Annotated in this window: 10 protein-coding genes; 2 read left to right on the forward strand and 8 right to left on the reverse strand. The window is 42.1% G+C overall.

The window, feature by feature from the left end; translation table 11 throughout:
• Positions 1-227 precede the first annotated feature (227 nt).
• Positions 228-1,868 carry an L-glutamate gamma-semialdehyde dehydrogenase gene (gene pruA / locus IC229_RS04710; protein ID WP_190885788.1) on the reverse strand — a complete coding sequence of 547 codons (1,641 nt, stop codon included), beginning with the start codon at positions 1,866-1,868 and terminating at the stop codon, positions 228-230.
• A 184-nt stretch (positions 1,869-2,052) separates the two neighbouring features.
• Between pruA and thrC the strand changes: the two genes are divergently transcribed.
• Complete coding sequence (gene thrC / locus IC229_RS04715) at positions 2,053-3,369, forward strand: threonine synthase (RefSeq protein WP_190885789.1); 1,317 nt, start codon at positions 2,053-2,055, stop codon at positions 3,367-3,369.
• An 80-nt stretch (positions 3,370-3,449) separates the two neighbouring features.
• Here the strand turns inward: thrC and IC229_RS04720 are convergent, their stop codons facing one another.
• The 5 genes from IC229_RS04720 to IC229_RS04740 all read right to left on the reverse strand — a co-directional run bounded on the left by IC229_RS04720 (position 3,450) and on the right by IC229_RS04740 (position 12,377).
• Positions 3,450-5,258: a tetratricopeptide repeat protein gene (locus tag IC229_RS04720; protein WP_223833865.1), complete on the reverse strand. Its 1,809-nt coding sequence runs from the start codon at positions 5,256-5,258 to the stop codon at positions 3,450-3,452.
• A gap of 488 nt (positions 5,259-5,746) precedes the next feature.
• Complete coding sequence (locus tag IC229_RS04725; protein ID WP_190885791.1) at positions 5,747-6,628, reverse strand: class I SAM-dependent methyltransferase; 882 nt, start codon at positions 6,626-6,628, stop codon at positions 5,747-5,749.
• A 74-nt stretch (positions 6,629-6,702) separates the two neighbouring features.
• Positions 6,703-8,562 (reverse strand): tRNA uridine-5-carboxymethylaminomethyl(34) synthesis enzyme MnmG, encoded by a 1,860-nt coding sequence (mnmG, locus tag IC229_RS04730; protein ID WP_190885792.1) that lies wholly within the window; start codon positions 8,560-8,562, stop codon positions 6,703-6,705.
• Positions 8,563-8,707: 145 nt separating this feature from the next.
• Positions 8,708-12,010, reverse strand: coding sequence for a DUF4175 family protein (locus IC229_RS04735; RefSeq protein ID WP_190885793.1), 3,303 nt, complete (start codon positions 12,008-12,010; stop codon positions 8,708-8,710).
• A 19-nt stretch (positions 12,011-12,029) separates the two neighbouring features.
• Entirely contained in the window at positions 12,030-12,377 is a 348-nt protein-coding gene (locus IC229_RS04740) for a hypothetical protein (RefSeq protein WP_317171527.1), read from the reverse strand.
• Between the two features lie 55 nt (positions 12,378-12,432).
• Here IC229_RS04740 and IC229_RS04745 point away from each other — a divergent pair, with 55 nt between their 5' ends.
• Entirely contained in the window at positions 12,433-13,149 is a 717-nt protein-coding gene (locus IC229_RS04745; RefSeq protein WP_317171528.1) for a ComF family protein, read from the forward strand.
• Between the two features lie 77 nt (positions 13,150-13,226).
• On the opposite strand, the gene IC229_RS04750 is transcribed toward IC229_RS04745, so the two are convergent.
• Both IC229_RS04750 and mfd read right to left on the reverse strand, forming a co-directional pair.
• Positions 13,227-14,489: an SUMF1/EgtB/PvdO family nonheme iron enzyme gene (locus IC229_RS04750; RefSeq protein ID WP_190885794.1), complete on the reverse strand. Its 1,263-nt coding sequence runs from the start codon at positions 14,487-14,489 to the stop codon at positions 13,227-13,229.
• 114 nt (positions 14,490-14,603) lie between these two features.
• Positions 14,604-17,957, reverse strand: coding sequence for a transcription-repair coupling factor (mfd, locus tag IC229_RS04755; RefSeq protein ID WP_190885795.1), 3,354 nt, complete (start codon positions 17,955-17,957; stop codon positions 14,604-14,606).
• Positions 17,958-17,985: the final 28 nt, after the last annotated feature.

Genomic DNA, 17,985 nt, shown 5'->3' on the forward strand with positions numbered 1-17,985 from the left:
CGTTCATCCTGAGCCAGGATCAAACTCTCCATCGTAAATAATTGTGTGTCTAACCTAAATTAAACACGGTGTTTTTAGCCTTATTAGTGCTACTTCTAGATGTCAATATGTCAAAGAACGGTCTCTCTTTCGAGATGGCGGCCAACCGTTGTTGGCCTTCCCTATTGATTTGGGACTGCAAAGGTAGGTGTATTTTTCACTTTTCGCAAGTCCCCTCCAAAACTTTTTTATGAATTTTTCTCAGCTTCCAGAAATGGATAACTGTAGTGTTTTGGCGGAACAAATGTTTCTTTAATCGTTCTGGCTGAAACCCAGCGATATAGGTTCAGGGCCGAACCAGCTTTGTCATTTGTACCCGATGCACGTGCTCCACCAAATGGTTGTTGCCCTACTACTGCTCCCGTTGGTTTATCATTTATATAAAAATTTCCAGCAGCATTTTGCAGTTGTTTCGTTACCTGCTCGACAACGTAACGATCCTTTGCGAATATGGAACCTGTTAGGGCATATGGCGACGTAGTGTTTACTGTTTTAATAATGTCAGTAAACTCTTCTGCCTTGTACACATATATAGATAATACAGGACCAAAAATTTCCTCGCACATGGTTCGGTAGTCTGGTCTATCTACCAATAATACGGTTGGCTCGATAAAATAGCCTTTTGAGCTATCGTGATTTCCACCAGCTATAATTTTGACTTCATTACTATTTTTCGCTTCTTCGATATAGGCTGCTATCTTTTTAAATGCACGTTCATCAATGACGGCGTTTATGAAGTTAGTGAAATCCTCAGTCCCTCCCATTTTCAGTTCGTCCAGAAACTGCTTGATTTTTGCCTCAACGGCTGGCCAGAGATTTGATGGTACGTATGCTCGTGAAGCAGCAGAGCATTTTTGACCCTGAAATTCAAATGCTCCACGTACTAAACCAACCGCAACTTCGTCAACCTCAGCTGATTCGTGTACCAATACAAAGTCTTTTCCACCAGTTTCACCCACAATACGTGGATAACTTTTGTATTTGTGGATATTAGCACCAATTGTACCCCAGATTTGTTGAAAAACCCCCGTACTACCTGTAAAATGGATTCCTGCAAAATCAGGATTATTGAAAATTACGTCACCAGCTACAGGCCCATCTACGTAAATTAAATTAATGACGCCATCAGGAAGTCCTGCTTCCTGTAATACGTCCATAATCACTTTTGCTGATAGGACTTGTGTGTATGCAGGTTTCCACACGACCGTATTGCCCATCAAGGCAGCTGAAGTTGGTAAATTGCCCGCAATAGCCGTAAAATTGAAGGGTGTCAAAGCAAACACAAACCCCTCAAGCGGCCGGTACTCAAGTCTATTCCATACACCTGGCGATGAGTTGGGCTGCTGGCGGTAGATTTCATCCGCATAAAGCACATTGAAACGAAGGAAATCTATTAATTCACAAGCTGAGTCAATTTCTGCCTGATACGCATTTTTTGATTGCCCAAGCATCGTTGCCGCATTGATACGTGCCCGATAAGGGCCAGCAATCAGATCAGCTGCTTTTAGAAAAATGCTAGCCCGGTTCTCCCAGGGTAAATTTGCCCAGTTTTCCTTTGCAGACAATGCAGCTTCAATGGCCGCTTTTACGTGTTCGGCTTCACCTTCATAAAAATATCCAAGCGTATGCTGGTGATCATGGGGTGGAGCGACCCGCACTTTTTTATCTGTACGAATTTCCTGCCCACCTATATACATGGGTATATCGGTTTCCTGTGCACGAAATTCAGCTAGTGCTTTTTTCAGTGCTTCCCGTTCAGGTGAATCCGGACGATATTCTTTTACAGGCTCGTTTACCGGAGTTGGTACGTTGAATATTCCGAAAGACATAAGTTTAACTGTGATTTGTCTTCCCTACCGTTTACTACGTAGGTTATGAAGTGTTTGATTTCACAAATTTACGGATTGCCCTACTTATCCACTAATCTGGATTAGTTTTCCACATTTCAATACATCCATTTCTATTCCTTGGCTTGATTTGCCGTAATTTGCGCCATTATTCTGATTTCAACCTATGCGTTTTTATAGTACGAATAACCTACAGGCAACTGTAACGACAGAAGAAGCACTTTTCCACAGTATGCCTGTGGACAAAGGTTTGTATATGCCAACCCCTTTGCCTCACTTAGGAGCTTCCTTCTTTGAACGTATCGCTGGTGATACACTGGCAGATATTGGCTATGCCATCAGTAAAGAATTATTCGGTGCTGAAATTAATTCTGGCGATTTAGAAGAACTTACCCACAAGGCTTTTCCATTTGATACACCGGTTGTTGACTTGGAACCCGGTAAAATTGGCGTTCTGGAGTTGTTTCACGGCCCCTCACTTGCTTTTAAAGATGTAGGAGCGCGATACATGGCTGCTCTAATGTCTTACTTTTCTAAACGTAACGATAAGGAGGTTAATATTCTGGTTGCTACGTCGGGAGATACGGGTGGAGCTGTTGCTATGGGATTTCATAACGTACCGGGCATTCGGGTTTCGATTTTATATCCCAGCGGTCGTGTGAGTGATTTGCAGGAAAAACAGTTGACTACGTTGGGCGGGAATGTGCAGGCGTTTGAAGTCGATGGCTCTTTCGACGATTGCCAGGCTATCGTTAAGCAAGCCTTTGTCGATGCTGAGTTGAATGCTACGTTGTCACTTTCCTCGGCAAATTCAATTAATATCTTCCGCTTAATTCCTCAAGGGTTTTACTACGTTCGTGCTTTTGGTCAGGTCAGGAAATACGGGAAGCCAGTTATTTTTTCTGTTCCAAGCGGAAATTTTGGCAATCTAAGTGCTGGCGTGATGGTGCAGCAAATGGGTCTGCCTATCTCCCATTTCATTGCCTCCACGAACTTAAATCATGTAGTACCTACCTATCTGGAAAGTGGAATTTACTCGCCTAAAGCTTCAGTTGCCACCATTTCAAATGCTATGGACGTAGGAAATCCAAGCAATTTTGTTCGACTGAAGCATTTATATGGCGACGATTTTCAGCGAACCAGTAATAATGTTTCGGGTTTCTTTTATGATGATGAAGAAACTCGTGCGGGTATGAGACGTATCAATGAGCTATATGATTACGTAGCATGTCCACATACTGCAATTGGTATTATGGGTTTGCAAGCTTATTTAAAAGCGTCTGAAAAGGACGTAGCAGGTATCTCTTTGGCTACCGCCCATCCTTCTAAATTCAAACCACTGGTTGAATCTGTTCTAGAAAAGTCTGTTGGTGTCCCCGAACGGTTAGCTATTTTATCGCAACGTATTAAGCAAAGTATTCAAATTCCGGCTGATTATCAGGTCTTTAAAGAATCGCTTTTGCAAACAGTTTCTTCACACTAAAATTGTTTATCCACAAAGTTATCCACATAAAAATGGCCAGATTGATCAATCTGGCCATTTTTATGTGGATAACTTCTTAATTAATTCACAGTATCACCACGTAACATTCTGAATCGTTTTCTGGCTTCTGCACCATAAATGCTACCAGGGTACTGAGTGAGTACTTTTTGATACGCATCCATTGCGGCCTGCTTATCTTTTAAACGATCTTCAAAAATTTTTCCCTGGGTAAACATGGCATCGTCTCCTAAAATGTCGTAGGGATAGCTGGCCACAATTTTCTTCAAATCCTCAAGTGCTTCATTATTCTTGCCTTGTTTCATGAACGTATTCGCCCGCAACCACAGTACTTCATCAACAATTGTATGTTCAGCGTATTTCTTTAGCATGCCATTAAGCGCTGCAACTGCTTCATCGGTTTTATTTTGAAACAAGAGCAAATCTATTGAGGCATATTCCCGCATGGCAGCCTCGGTGCTGTCCATGCCCGTATTATCGATAATTAATAAGCTTAATTGCTCAGCGTCGTTAGCGATTTCACGGGACGTAGCAAGTTTCAATACGTCCAGCAAATCTTTCGCGACCGCAAAACTGCCCTTATAGTAATGAAGCTTAGCATTTTTTAGCTTTGCTTCATAACCGAGCAATTCTTCTTTCTGCGATTTTTCGACTTGAGAATACAGAAGCGTTGATTCCCACGGTTCGCCTTTGAGCAGGTAAATGTCACCTTTGTCTAGCTTACATCGGTCTACAAAATTCTTATCTGTTTTGCCCAGATCAATAGCCAAATCCAGCACAGTTAGAGCCGTGTCTTTGCTATCGAGATAATTTCCGTACAAATTGGCTGTGCTACGTAATGCTTCCAGCGTTTTCACGTTTGTACCGATTTCCTGCAACATCCGCTGGTAATCGCTGATGAGTTTCCGGATTTCACCCTTATCCACCGGATACGTGTTTTTTACCTGCTCTTCTCGTGCGTTGATAACTAACCGACGGGCAAACGGATAAAGTTGGCCCTGCGGATACGTAACAGTTACGTACTCAAACGATTCGGCAGCCACTTTATACTCCTTGTTGTTCATGGCCAGCATACCGAGTTCATAAACTCTGCTACCGTTTAATTTTAGTCGTTTATCAGTTGCTTTTTCTTGTAGGAGTGCCCGGCTAAATTTCTGTTTCTGGACGAAATACCAAATTAGCAGTTCATTATATGCCAACTCATTCGGCTCTTGCTGAATACGAGTGTAAAGCGCTTTTTCCACAATTGGCTCATCTTTGGTGTTAATAAATCCTTGAAGAGCGGCCAAAACAGTTTCTTTTTTCTCAGCCTGTTTGCTTGTGGTTATGATTTCTTCTATCGTTTTTTCGGTTTGACCCGTAGCCCGGTATAGGCCCATTAAATCCTCACTGTAAGCCGTTGGGTCTTTTCCGAGCTCCCGTGCCGATTCGAGTGCGCGGATCGCCCAGCGCGTCTCTCCGGCCTCATTAAAGGCCGTTGCAATCTTCTCGAGCTTTGCCACTGTCGATTTACTCGATTGAAGGGCGGCCGTATATTGCGTTTTTGCCAACGTAGTATCGCCTTGCTGAGTTGCCGTCTGCCCTATCAACAGTTCGTAATATGCCCGGTTCGCTTCATCGCTACGTTGTTGCTTTCGCAGATATTTATTGGCTTCCTCAGCTTTGTTACTTTTTTGAAGACTGTATACGTATCGTGACAACTTTGTCCACGTCACTTCAGTCTTCAGCAACTTCGTATACTCATTCGCGGCCTTTTCAAACTCGCCGGCTTTATAATATTCTTCGGCCAGCGTTGCCCCTGCTTGCCCCCATGCCATTCCGACTGATAACAGCCACAACAACGTAACAATGACTTTTGACCTTATTAACATTTTATAATTTTCTCTTTTAAAAAGAACGTTATTATAATCATTAGCTGTGTGGATATGTGAACAAATAAGTTGTCCACTTCTGAAATCAGCATCTGTGGATAAATAAACCATTTTATCCACTTACTCTTCGTGAGTTATCCACGTGTAATATACTCACTTTTAAGTAAATAACATTTTATCCACAAATTGTGTGTTTAACTTTTGTGGATTTGTGCATAAAATCTATACACATTTTCTGTTGGGGAAAATCTGTGGAATGGATTGTGATATGTAGCTGTTTCTCCACAGATAACAGGACCTGAAAAACCTGTGTGGATTACTCAGATACTATTCCACAGTAACTCAATAGCTTGTAAACATGTTTTCCACGCGCATGGTCAAATTATGCACATAGTTATTCACAAGAAAATTTCACTTTTTTAATTTAGAATTGACCTGTTTTCCTCAAGCTGGGAATAAAGGGAGTACCCTTAACTCTAGTACAATTATTATGCCTTGTTGAAGAGGTAGATTTGACTCGATGAATTTCCACTACGTCTCGCTTTAGCATTGGAAGTGAGTCCTACCCGGATACCTTTAGAATAATTTGTTTTACCGGTTTTATATCGGGTACTGAGCAGAGCTATATAAAAAGCATCAAAAACCATTGGCTTTTTGTCGATCAGTTTAAAGCCATGTTTTTCGAAAAGCCGGGAAATAGTTTTTGGCGTAAAATGATGCAGGTGGCGGGGCACATCATAGGCTGCCCAAAATTGCTTAAAGTATTGAGCGTCGTATGAATCGGAATTTGGGACGGCGATAAGCAACGTACCATTATCACTCAATAATTGTTGAAATTGTGGAATTACTACGTTTAGGTTTGGAATGTGTTCGAGCACGTGCCAAAGAGTAATTATATCAAATGGGCCGGCGCTAATTACAGCATTTAAATCAGGTTTTATTTCGGCCACTAATTTTTTAGTGGCTAACTCTCTAGCATCAGGATCAGGTTCCATGCCCATGATCTGCCAGCCATCTGCTTTACAACTTTCTAAAAAAGCCCCAGTACCACAACCTACGTCGAGTATTCTGCCCTGACTCCCGTTAAGTTTATTTATTAGGTTGACTTTTGAACGTAGCGTGTAGGTTCTGACCAATCTATAAGCTGTGTTAATTATTCCCTGGCTTTCATCGTTGTGGGAGACGTATTGCTCAGACTTGTAATATGCACTTATAGCATTCTCATCCGGGCGAGGATTTGTTAGTCGGAAACCGCACTCATTACATTCCTGAATTTTAAAATCCTCATTGCTTACCAGATAGTCTTTACAAACTAAATATGTTTTGAAGGTCGTATTATTACAGACTGGGCACTGAGTTACGGTTTCCAAAATTTCGAAAGGATGATAAGTTTTGACAAAATCTGAGCTATTAACAACATTGTTAACAGCAAATACTTTCGTTTTTAACGACCCATGTAGACAAGTAAGATTGAAACATCTGACGGGCTGACTCCACTAATTCGTGAAGCCTGGCCAATTGTTGCAGGTCGCAATCGTTTCAGTTTTTCTTTACCCTCGAATGAAAGTGCTTTTAAACGATCATAATCAAAGCTGGGATTAATGGACAGATTTTCCCATTTATCCAATTTTTCAGCGTTTTGCTTTTCCCGGGCCAGGTAGTCCTCGTATTTGATTTCAATAACAGTTTGCTCAATTACCTCCTCCCCTACTTCGGGTAAATCTGGTATTAGTTTGAGTAACTCATTCACCTCACCATGTTCAACTTCTGGGCGTTTGAACAACGTATACAAACTGCTTTTTTCACGTAACGGCGAGCTACCTTTTTCTATAAGCCAGTCATTAACTTCCTCCGGTTTTACCTTCGTTACTCTAATAGCTTCGGTCAATTTAGCTAGCCCGTTACGTTTGGTAATCATGGTATCATACCGATCTTGCGAAGCCAGTCCAACTGCATAGCCTTTTTCGGTCAATCTTAAATCAGCATTGTCTTGCCGGAGAAGGGTGCGATATTCCGCTCTTGATGTAAACATACGGTAAGGTTCTTCCGTACCTTTTGTGATTAGGTCATCAACTAAGACACCTATATATGCTTCCGACCGTTTGACAACAAATTCCTCCTCTTCATTTGCTCGACGGTTTGCATTCATGCCTGCAATTAAACCCTGACAAGCGGCCTCTTCGTAGCCTGTTGTGCCATTTATCTGACCAGCGAAGAAGAGATTATTTATTAACCGAGTTTCGAGAGTCGGTTTTAATTGTGTTGGTGGAAAGAAGTCATACTCTACAGCGTAGCCTGGACGAAACATCCGCACGTTTTCAAAACCAGGAATTTTACGTAGTGCATTGTACTGTATAATCTCAGGCAGAGAGGTTGAAAAACCATTCACGTAAACTTCTACAGTATCCCACCCTTCAGGTTCAACGAAAATCTGGTGACGATCTTTGTCGGCAAATCGATTTATTTTATCCTCAACTGATGGGCAATATCGCGGTCCTAATCCCTTGATACGTCCCGTAAACATGGGCGATTTATCAAACCCCGTTTTCAGTTCGTCGTGTACTGCTTGATTCGTGTACGTTATCCAGCAGCTACGTTGCTTAGTGAGTGTTGGTGTATTTGTGTAAGAAAACTTACCCGGATTTTCGTCCCCAAGTTGTTCTTCCATTACGTCATAATTCAGACTCCGTCCATCTACACGTGGAGGAGTTCCGGTTTTCATTCGGCCAGATTCGAAACCTAGTTTCACTAATTGTTCAGTCAACCCAGTAGCAGCTCGTTCGGCGGTACGTCCCCCACCAAAGACCTTTTCACCGATGAACATCTTTCCATTTAGGAATGTACCATTAGTGAGTACAACTGATTTGGCCCTAAACTCTACACCCAGATTAGTTTTTACTCCTGCTACGTTCCTATCCTTTACAATAACTTCCTGAACCGTATCCTGCCAGAAATCGACATTATGGTTTTCTTCTAATGCTTTCCGCCATTCCCAGGCAAATAGATTTCGATCGCTTTGGCACCTTGGGCTCCACATAGCTGGACCTTTCGAGCGATTGAGCATTCGAAATTGAATCATGCTTTTATCACTGATAATTCCTGACATGCCACCAAGCGCGTCGACTTCACGAACTATCTGACCTTTTGCTACTCCACCCATTGCTGGATTACATGACATTTGTGCAATTGTTTGCATGTTCATGGTAATCAGCAAAACATGTGAACCCATTGTGGCTGCCGCGTGTGCAGCTTCACAACCAGCATGACCTGCCCCAACTACAATGACGTCGTAAGAAGAATGCATCTTTTAAAACTTTTGCAAAAGTTTCCACGTGAAACTTTTTACAAAATTGTTGAAAGTTGAAAAAATTATGAAATCCTAATAAGAACCCAACAAAAAACCGCTGGACTTTGTGCCAAGCCAGCGGTTCTAATTGAAATACTCGAATTTATTTGCTCACTTTCTGCAAGTACTGATTAGCTTCTTTTTTGTAAAAGAGATTGTAATTAGGTGTAACGGAACGTAGTACTTCGACTTGCTTCGTCTTGTTCTGAAGATTCGTAGAATCAAAAAAAGCAGGCGTACTACGTTTCAGTGACTTGGCAGTTTCGGCCTGGCGCTTTGGATCTTCCTCTTGTTGCTTAAGCGCTTTCTCAGATTCTAATAGCCGAGTCAGTATTTCATTCTGACGATTAATGAGATTCTGATTAACACGCTTATTTACTAAGTCGGTTTCTGATTCATCCATTTTTTCCATCAACTCTTTAATCTGTTTTTCCTGTTGTTTGCCGGCTTCAGTACCTTTTGCGTTCTCTTCCATTTTCTTTAACATCTGACGAATCATAGCCTGTTCTGCTGCCATCTGCGAGAGTTCTTCCGAAAGTCCCCTACCCGACTTACCTCCCTTTTGAAGCTCCTGCATTTTGCCATTTAATTGCTGTTGCATTTCTCCCATACCGCCGGGCTTCTCGCCTTTCTTACCACCTTTACCTTTACCTGGCATGGCCATTGCATTCATCTGCTGTTGCATATTCTTCAATACGTCACTAAGCATTAACGCTAAGTTGTTAATCGAAGTCATCGCAAATTGTTGTTTAGATGAAGCCATACTTAATCGTCGCTCCTTTAGCTGCTGAGTACTTTCATCCATGTAGGATTTCATATTGGTCAGCTCGCGAGTAACAAACGATTGAATTTGTACCACCCGACTGGCAAGCGCATTTAGGCTATCTTCGATGATTTTTGCATCGTCCTGAAGTTTTAATTGCTCCTGAGAAAGTTTCGTAACGCGTGGATCCTGAAGACTCATACCCCGGAAATCTTTCATCACACGCTCTTGACCGAATGATAATGTAATGAGGTTATCGAGGATATTTCGAAGGTCATCCATATTCTCCTGCATCTCCTGCATCTCAGCCGACTCCATGGATTCCTTCATGGACTTACTCATCGCACGCATGGACTTTGCTGACTTCTGTTGTTTTGAAGATGCCTGTTTTCCTTTGTTGCTCTTCATATCTTTAGTAGCCTCTTCCATATCTTTTTCAATTTCCTGCTGCTCCTTTTCCGAATCTTCAGGCTTATTGAGATCTTCCTTTTCGGCTTCCTTAGCAACTTCCTTCAATTCTTCCTGAGTCTTTTTAAAGTCCTCCTGAGACTTCTCTTGCTGCTTCTGCTGATCAAGAGAAGTCTCATTTTTCTTGGCATTCTCCTCTGCCTGCTTCTCAAGGTTCTCCGCTTGTTTCTCTAAATTTTCAGCAATATTATTTACCTTCTGCTCAAGCTGCATTTGCTTAAAGAGCTTCAAAGCACGATCTAAATCACGCTCCAGGTTACGCTCTTTACGGCTAAGCTTATTCAATAAGTCCGAGGCTTTTTCATCCTGTTTACGCTCTAGCATTTGCTTTAACTGCTCATAAAGCTGTTTCGATTCAGGATCAAGGAGCTCGTTGAAAAGCTTCTGTAATTGGTCTAGCTTGTCCTGAACCTGTTGATTTTTTTCAGCAAAGCGTTGTTGCGTTTCATTCGTTTTTTGGAACTGCTCCTGAAGTTTTTGAATTTCTTTTAACAGTTCTTCACGTTTCTGAAGCACTTCCTGGAGCTGTTTCTTATCTTGAAAATCGGATGTCTTTTTAGTGCGCATCCGCTCTTCCATTTGGTTCAGCTCCTTCTTGATTTCCTGGGTTTTGCTCAGCGCATTGTCAATTTGCTGTTCGGTTTTTTCCGCCGATTTGTCTATTTGCTCCTGAATTTCTGTATTAGATGGAACCACAAAATTCAATTGATTCGATCGACTGGACTTTGGCCCATTTACCCCATCATTGTCCCAAACTTGAACGTAGTACTCCAGTCTATCCTCTTGTCCAAGCTTCAAACTATCCAGTGACCAGTTATAAACAAAATTCTGCGACGTAGTAGAACGGTTGACTGGAATGTCCTGCACGTAATTTGGTGAGGGTTTTCCATTACGCGTAATTTTGTAATTCAGCTTTAGCTTCGAAAAGCCATAGTCGTCAGAGATGAGGCCGGAAAGTGCGATATAGTTATACGTAACAGTATCCTGAATCCGGTCGACTGAAATCTGCGGATAACGATCAGGGATGACCTGAACATTATATTGAATGGTAGAAGGTGATGCAATCTGGCCATTCTTCAGCGAAACAGTATAGACCGCATTTTGCATTACCCTACGATTCAGAACGAACGTATTGTTGTCAACTAAACGAGCGGGAGTTGGTCTTGGATCAGTATTAAATCGGAATAAAAGGGAGTCGGTATGATCAGCCGCAAACTCCCAATTAGCTACCGTACCCTGTGGGACCAGTAAGTTTCCAACGTTTGAAAGCTGCTCATCTGCTTTATTCAAATAGGCAGGATAATCGAGTTTTACGTTAAAAGACAGCACGGAAGGCCGGTCAATTAATAGGACTTTATACGTCGGCGAATTGAAGCCAGCAGCCTCCAGATGGAAGTCTAAATCTCTTTGAAGGTTATCAAAATTATATGTGAATTTATCACCGGTCTGGTCTAGTTTAAAGCGTGTTCCATTTGCTACTACGTATACGGCTTGAGGTATTGCATCACCCTTTAATTTCACTGAAAGTGGAAAATCTTCATTTCGAAAAGCTTTCAACGATTTGTTCTGTACAACAAATTGAAATGGAGCTTCCACTACAAACTCTTTGTCATAATTCACGATTCGCGTGGATGACTTCGTGAAAAAGCCCGGATTTAAAATCAGGATCAGGAGAATTACTGCTAAAGGTGGAATGGCATATTTTAAGAATTGCCGGTTTCGACTAATCTGGATTGCATTGGCAAACCGATTAATTAGCAGTTGCTGTGAACGTTGATTCAGACTTGCATATAATAGATCGCTTTGGTCTGAGGAGATACGTTGTAGCTGTAACGTATTAAGCAACTTGTCCCCTACTTCCGGAAAGAACGTACCAATTTGACGGGCGGCTTCGTCATTCGTTAACGGTTTATTCAACCCATATAAACTCATAAGTGGCCGAATAATCAGCAGATACAGGCCCGCCAGCATGGTCAGTAAAAAGCCAAAAAAGAGAACTCCCCGACCAACAGTATCGAAGCGGCCAATGAATTCAGCTGTGTTAATAAGTAAGTAGCCGCTGCCAATCAATGCAAGAAAAAACAGACTTCCTTTCACCAACTGATTTTGAAAGTAACGTCTTTTATACTCGTCGATGCGCTCAAGCAACGTAGTATAGGCGGTTGAGGATTGCATAGAATTCAGGTTGATTGAGTTAAACGAGTTGAGTTTCGAAATAGTGAATTATGTGTTGTTTCAGAAAACCTTCCTGAGCTAATAAATCGCCCTGTGGAATAGGTTTCGCAAGAGTCCATTGTGGCCACCCATCCTTATCATTGCCTTCAAATACGTAGTATCCAGATAGACTTAGCACTCGGCATACAGCAATGTGCATCAAGTCCTGTTTAGCTTCTTTTGAGAAGCGTTTTGGACCGGTCCCTAGTTCTTGAACACCGATTAAAAATAATACGGCATTTAAGTCTACTGGGCGTTTACCAACCAAAACTTCCAATTGGTTAAGTAACACTTCCCAGCTTATATCGATACTTTTTTCCTCTACCACTTTCTCTTCAATTATTCTTCTCTCTAAATTACAAGGAATTATATGTAATTAACGAATGAATGCGATGTTTCGGTTTATTAAACGTATCACTTCTGATTTTCTCAACCTTCTCTACCCTACTCCTTGCCTTGGTTGTGATAGTTTGTTAGGCGACAATGAGAAATTTCTTTGTACAACTTGTCGAATTAACTTACCCGAGACAGGCCAACATTTCGAACCTTATGACCGAAATCACCTCAATAAGTTTGCCGGAAAAACACCGATTCAATTTTTAGCATCTTACCTCTACTTTACAAAAGGAGGTATTGTTCAAAAGTTAATTCACAGCATTAAATATAAAGACCAAAAGGAGGCCGCCACAGAAATTGCGGGCTGGTATGGGCACCAGTTAAAATTGGAAAGTGGACAGCTCAATGATATAGACGTAATAATCGGCGTACCGTTGCATTCAAGCAGAGCGCTACAACGGGGTTATAATCAAGCCGATTTTATTGCAGCAGGACTTAGCAAAGCCTTGAACGTAATAACCCGGACTGACATACTTCGACGTATTGAATTCAAGCAATCCCAGACGAATAAAAACCGCTTGGAACGGTGGGAAAATGTGAAGTCAGTTTTCGCCGTTTCTAAACCTGAAATGATTAAGGACCTCAACGTAATGCTGGTTGATGACGTATTAACGACCGGTGCTACGTTGGAATCTTGTGCTGTCGAATTGATTAATGCAGGTTGTAAATCTGTAAGTATTCTGACCTTGGCCGTTACCAAATAATCTGTTGATTCTGCTACGTTCCAAAACAGAAAAGCCGCACCCGAAAGAGCGGCTTTTCTGTTTTGGAACGTAGTATCTTATTTATTCCGACCTACACCAATCATTGCGCAACGGAAACCAATCATGGCTGTAGCTGAATCCTGATCCAGGAAACGACGAGTACCGGGAGAGAGCCAGTATGCTACGTCATTCCATGAACCGCCTTTATAAACACGAAGCTTATCGTCAATCAGCGATTGCTTATTTTTAACATCATAGTTTTTAGCGTCATCAATGTAGCCATTTCGACGTACTGGGTTCAGGTCATTTACATCCTGGTAAGACAATGGGCGATAAACGTCCATAACCCACTCGTTTACGTTACCAGCCATGTTATATAAACCAAAATCGTTGGCTGGATAAGCGTAAATTTCAGCCGTAATAATGGCACCATCATTCGAACGTCCGGCAATACCAGCGTAGTCACCACGACCCCTTTTGAAGTTCGCCAGCATTTGGCCCTGTTTCCGACCTTTCTTGGGGTTGCGAACTGAAGAACCATCCCAGGGATAAATCCGCTGATTTATTTGATTCTCGTCCATGTATTGCGTTCCTATCAGGGCTTTAGCAGCATACTCCCACTCAGCTTCAGTCGGTAAACGGTAATCTGGTAAAATCATACCGCTTTCAAGACTTGGTTTAGCTGGTGCAGCTGTTGCTTCAGCCATTGCAGGAGCTTCAGCTTCAGTCTTCGACTTACGTTTCAATGAGAACCCTCCCCCCTTTTTCTTTGTACTTGCACCCCCTTTTGCCAATTCATTATTTACTGCATTTGACCGCCAGGTTGCATAGTCATTCGCTTGTACCCATGATACACCTACCACAGGATAATACCGGAAAGCAGGGTATCGTAGATATTGTGTTACGTAAGAATCGTTAAAGGAAAGCGGATTAGACCATACAGTAGTATCTGGTAAAGCAGCTCTTACAACTTCTTCAGAAGAGTCACGTGTAATGGCGTTCAAATATTCAAGATAGTGAACATTGGCCATTTCGGTTTCATCCATGTAGAAGGATTGAATTGAAACGGTACGTTCGCGGTTATCACGACTATTCATTACGTCCTCTTCCAGAGCTCCCATCGTGAAACGTCCGCCTTCAATAAATACAAGGTTTGGCCCTGCTTTTTGGCCAGCAAATTTCTTTACTTGAAAACCATCTTTTTGGTTATAAGCAATTCCCGTCGCCGTACTCTTCTTACCGGGCTGCACACTAGTCGGGTGCTTGGATTTGCAGGCTGTCAGGGCTGCTGTTGCCAGCAATACATAAGCCGCTCGTCGCAGGTGATACTTTTGAATCATTGCTTTTTTGTGTAAAAACGTAGGTGCAAAATTAAAAAAAGATGGAAGACGACCAGTGAACGACTTTATCTTCAAGCGAATTTTACTTAAAAATTGCCTTTGTCACTTCGTCTCTTAATTTGTCATTGCTCCCAGAATTTCGTCCAACTGCTCTACTGAGAACACATTGGTATGCGTAAAAATGGGCCTTCCCTTCGACTCTTTTAAGGAACAGTTTGCTGGGTATCGCTTGATGTATTCAATTACCTTGCCAAACTGGTCAGACCTGAAGAAGTCGTCGTTCCCGTTAGAAACGAAGTATCCTTTCATGATATTATTCTTTAGAGTCAGTTTTTCGAGGTATAATTGCTCTGCTTTCCAGCGTACATTGACCATTTTGATGAGATTTTCGACTTCATCAGGCATTGGTCCAAACCGGTCGATAACTTCCTGTCGAAACGCAGCCAGTTCGTCGAGATTCTGTAAACTATCCAGGCGTGTATATAACGCTAAGCGTTCCGAAATATTGGAGACGTAGCGTTCGGGTATTACTACCTGTAAATCAGTCTCAATTACTGTATCTGGCAAAGCCAGTTTCAGATCTCCTGGTTTCGTTTCGAACAGGTCTTTAAATTCATTTTCCCGCAATTCCTGAACAGCTTCATCGAGTACTTTGTGGTACATCTCAAACCCTAAGTCATTAATAAAACCACTTTGTTCTGCACCTAAAAGGTTGCCCGCCCCGCGTATGTCGAGATCACGCATAGCGATTTTAAAGCCTTCGCCCAAATCAGAAAAATCCTCTAATGTTTGGAGTCTTTTGCGCGCATCTACTGTCAATACAGTGGGCGGTGGAGTAAGCAGATAGCAGAAAGCTTTTCGATTTGAACGTCCTACCCTACCCCGCATCTGATGCAAATCTGAGAGTCCGAAATAATGGGAATTGTTTATCAAAATCGTATTCGCATTCGGAATATCCAATCCCGATTCTATGATATTCGTCGAAATCAATACGTCGTAGTCACCATCAATAAACCGGGTCATGATACGTTCCAGGCGGTCGCCCTCCATTTGCCCATGCGCAACTCCAATACGTGCCTCCGGCACCAAACGCTTTATTAAATTCCCAATAGATTCGATATCACTCACCCGATTATGCACAAAGAAAACTTGACCACCACGTCTAATTTCGTAGCTAACTGCATCTCGAATAATTGTCTCATTATAAGTATGAACTTCTGTAGTTACAGGTTGACGGTTCGGTGGTGGCGTTGCAATGACCGACAAATCCCTTGCACCCATTAGCGAGAAGTGCAGTGTTCGCGGTATCGGTGTTGCTGTCAGCGTCAGTACGTCCACTTCTACCCGCATCTCTTTAAGGCGGTCTTTGGTTTTTACTCCAAATTTCTGCTCTTCGTCAATCACTAATAGCCCCAAATCTTTAAACTTTATGTCTTTATTGACGATGCGATGTGTGCCAATCAGAATGCCGATTTCTCCGGACGTAACACCCTTTAATATCTCCTTAATTTGAGCCGCCGATCTAAATCGATTGATATATTCAATCTTTACTGGAAAATCCGCCAACCGCTCACTAAACGTTCTATAATGCTGCATGGCCAGTATGGTTGTTGGGACCAGCATTGCTACTTGCTTGTTATCGGTAACTGCTTTGAACGCGGCACGTATCGCTACCTCCGTTTTCCCGAATCCCACATCACCGCATACAAGTCTGTCCATCGGATGTGGACGTTCCATGTCATCTTTTACATCATTAGTTGCTTTCGCCTGATCGGTCGTATCCTCATATAAAAAGGAAGACTCAAGTTCAGCTTGCAAAAAACTATCGCGACTATAAGCGTAACCCGGTGCAGTGCGACGTTTGGCATAAAGCGCAATCAGCTCACGAGCAACATCTTTTACCTGTTTGCGTATCCGGGATTTTTTATTCTCCCACTCCTGCGACCCCAGTTTACTCATAACTGGAGGTCCACCTTCTCTACCGCTATATTTTGCGATCTTATGTAGGCTGTGGATACTCACCAGTAAAATATCATTGTCGCGATAAATGAGCCGAATTGCTTCCTGCTCGTTACCTGCATGGTCTACTTTTTCAAGTCCAGCAAAACGTCCGATACCGTGGTCAACATGTGTTACATAGTCGCCTGGTTGCAGCGTTTTCAGCTCACGTAATGTTAAGGCCTTCGATTTTGAAAATTTGTCCTGAACCCGGTATTTGTAATAGCGGTCGAAAATTTGGTGGTCTGTAAAACAGGCAATTTTTACAGCCTCATCAATGAACCCTTCCCTCAACCCAATATTCATCGCCTGAAATTTCACAAATGGGTCAAGTTCTTCGAAAATGGTACGAAGTCGGTCAAGTTGTTTGAATGACTCAGCAGCTATAACATTTGTAAACCCTTTCGCTTGGTTCTCACCTAACGTGTCAACCAGGCGCTTAAAATCTCGATTAAATGATGGCTGTGGTTTTGAGACGTATTGCAGTTTCCCTTCAGTTTTGAAATAAAATTTACGGCCAAATTCTACTGTCCTAAATTTTTTCAAATCGTTTAGAAACGTTCGGCGCGTTTCGAACAAATCACCTGGATCGGAAATGACTTGTATTCCACCACTACTTTCCAGTATAGACGCAAAACTTTGCTCTGCCTTCTCATAACTGCTGTCGATTATTTCGAGTGTGAATTCAACATCCTTGGCCCAAACGGTTGTACTTTCCGGCAGAAAATCGAAAAACGGTTCTCGTCTTTCCTCGACTAGTTTTGTCTGAATATTCGGAATGATATTGATAAATTCAACCGGGTCAGTTGAGAGTTGCGATTCTGGATTGAATTTACGAATGCTTTCAACTTCATTATCGAAAAGATCAATCCTGTATGGAAACTCGCTTGCAAATGAAAATACGTCGATTATACCACCCCGTACAGAGAACTGACCAGCTTCATACACGAAGTCCGTTTTTTCGAATTCATACGTCTGTAGCAGTTCAGACACAAAATTTGTATCGACTTTCTCACCCACACGTATGGTCAACGTATTGGCTTGTAACGATCGTTTATTGATGACTTTTTCCGAGAGTGCTTCTGGGTACGTAACCATTAACAACCCATCTTTTGGTGGTGGGTTCAACTTGTTAAGGACTTCTGCCCTCATCAGTACATTCGCATTTTCAACATCCTCATATTGGTATGGCTTTTTATATGACATTGGGAAAAGCAATACCTCACTTTTTAATAGATTTTGTAAGTCGTTGAAAAAGTAAGCAGCCTCATCACGGTCTGTCATTATGAATAAATGATTCCCCTCAACAATCCTTATTATAGTGGAAGCTATTACAGAATCTAAGCTTCCTGACAGACCTTTGATCTGTAATCGTTGGGGGTCGGAAATGGGCTTTCGACTGAACGGTTCAGCTAATAACTTTATAAAACTATCGTCGGCATAAAGACCGAGTAACTCTTCAGTTTTCAAATTGAATTCAGGTTGGAGTAGTTCGCTT

It is taken from the genome of Spirosoma profusum (assembly GCF_014699005.1).
Classification (GTDB): Bacteria; Bacteroidota; Bacteroidia; order Cytophagales; family Spirosomataceae; genus Spirosoma; species Spirosoma profusum.

Bases quoted from the DNA above. Each gene is read 5' to 3' on its own strand.
- pruA (WP_190885788.1), bottom strand. From the start codon at position 1,868: ATGTCTTTCGGAATATTCAACGTACCAACTCCGGTAAACGAGCCTGTA.
- thrC (WP_190885789.1), top strand. From the start codon at position 2,053: ATGCGTTTTTATAGTACGAATAACCTACAGGCAACTGTAACGACAGAA.
- IC229_RS04720 (WP_223833865.1), bottom strand. From the start codon at position 5,258: ATGTTAATAAGGTCAAAAGTCATTGTTACGTTGTTGTGGCTGTTATCA.
- mnmG (WP_190885792.1), bottom strand. From the start codon at position 8,562: ATGCATTCTTCTTACGACGTCATTGTAGTTGGGGCAGGTCATGCTGGT.
- IC229_RS04735 (WP_190885793.1), bottom strand. From the start codon at position 12,010: ATGCAATCCTCAACCGCCTATACTACGTTGCTTGAGCGCATCGACGAG.
- IC229_RS04745 (WP_317171528.1), top strand. From the start codon at position 12,433: ATGAATGCGATGTTTCGGTTTATTAAACGTATCACTTCTGATTTTCTC.
- IC229_RS04750 (WP_190885794.1), bottom strand. From the start codon at position 14,489: ATGATTCAAAAGTATCACCTGCGACGAGCGGCTTATGTATTGCTGGCA.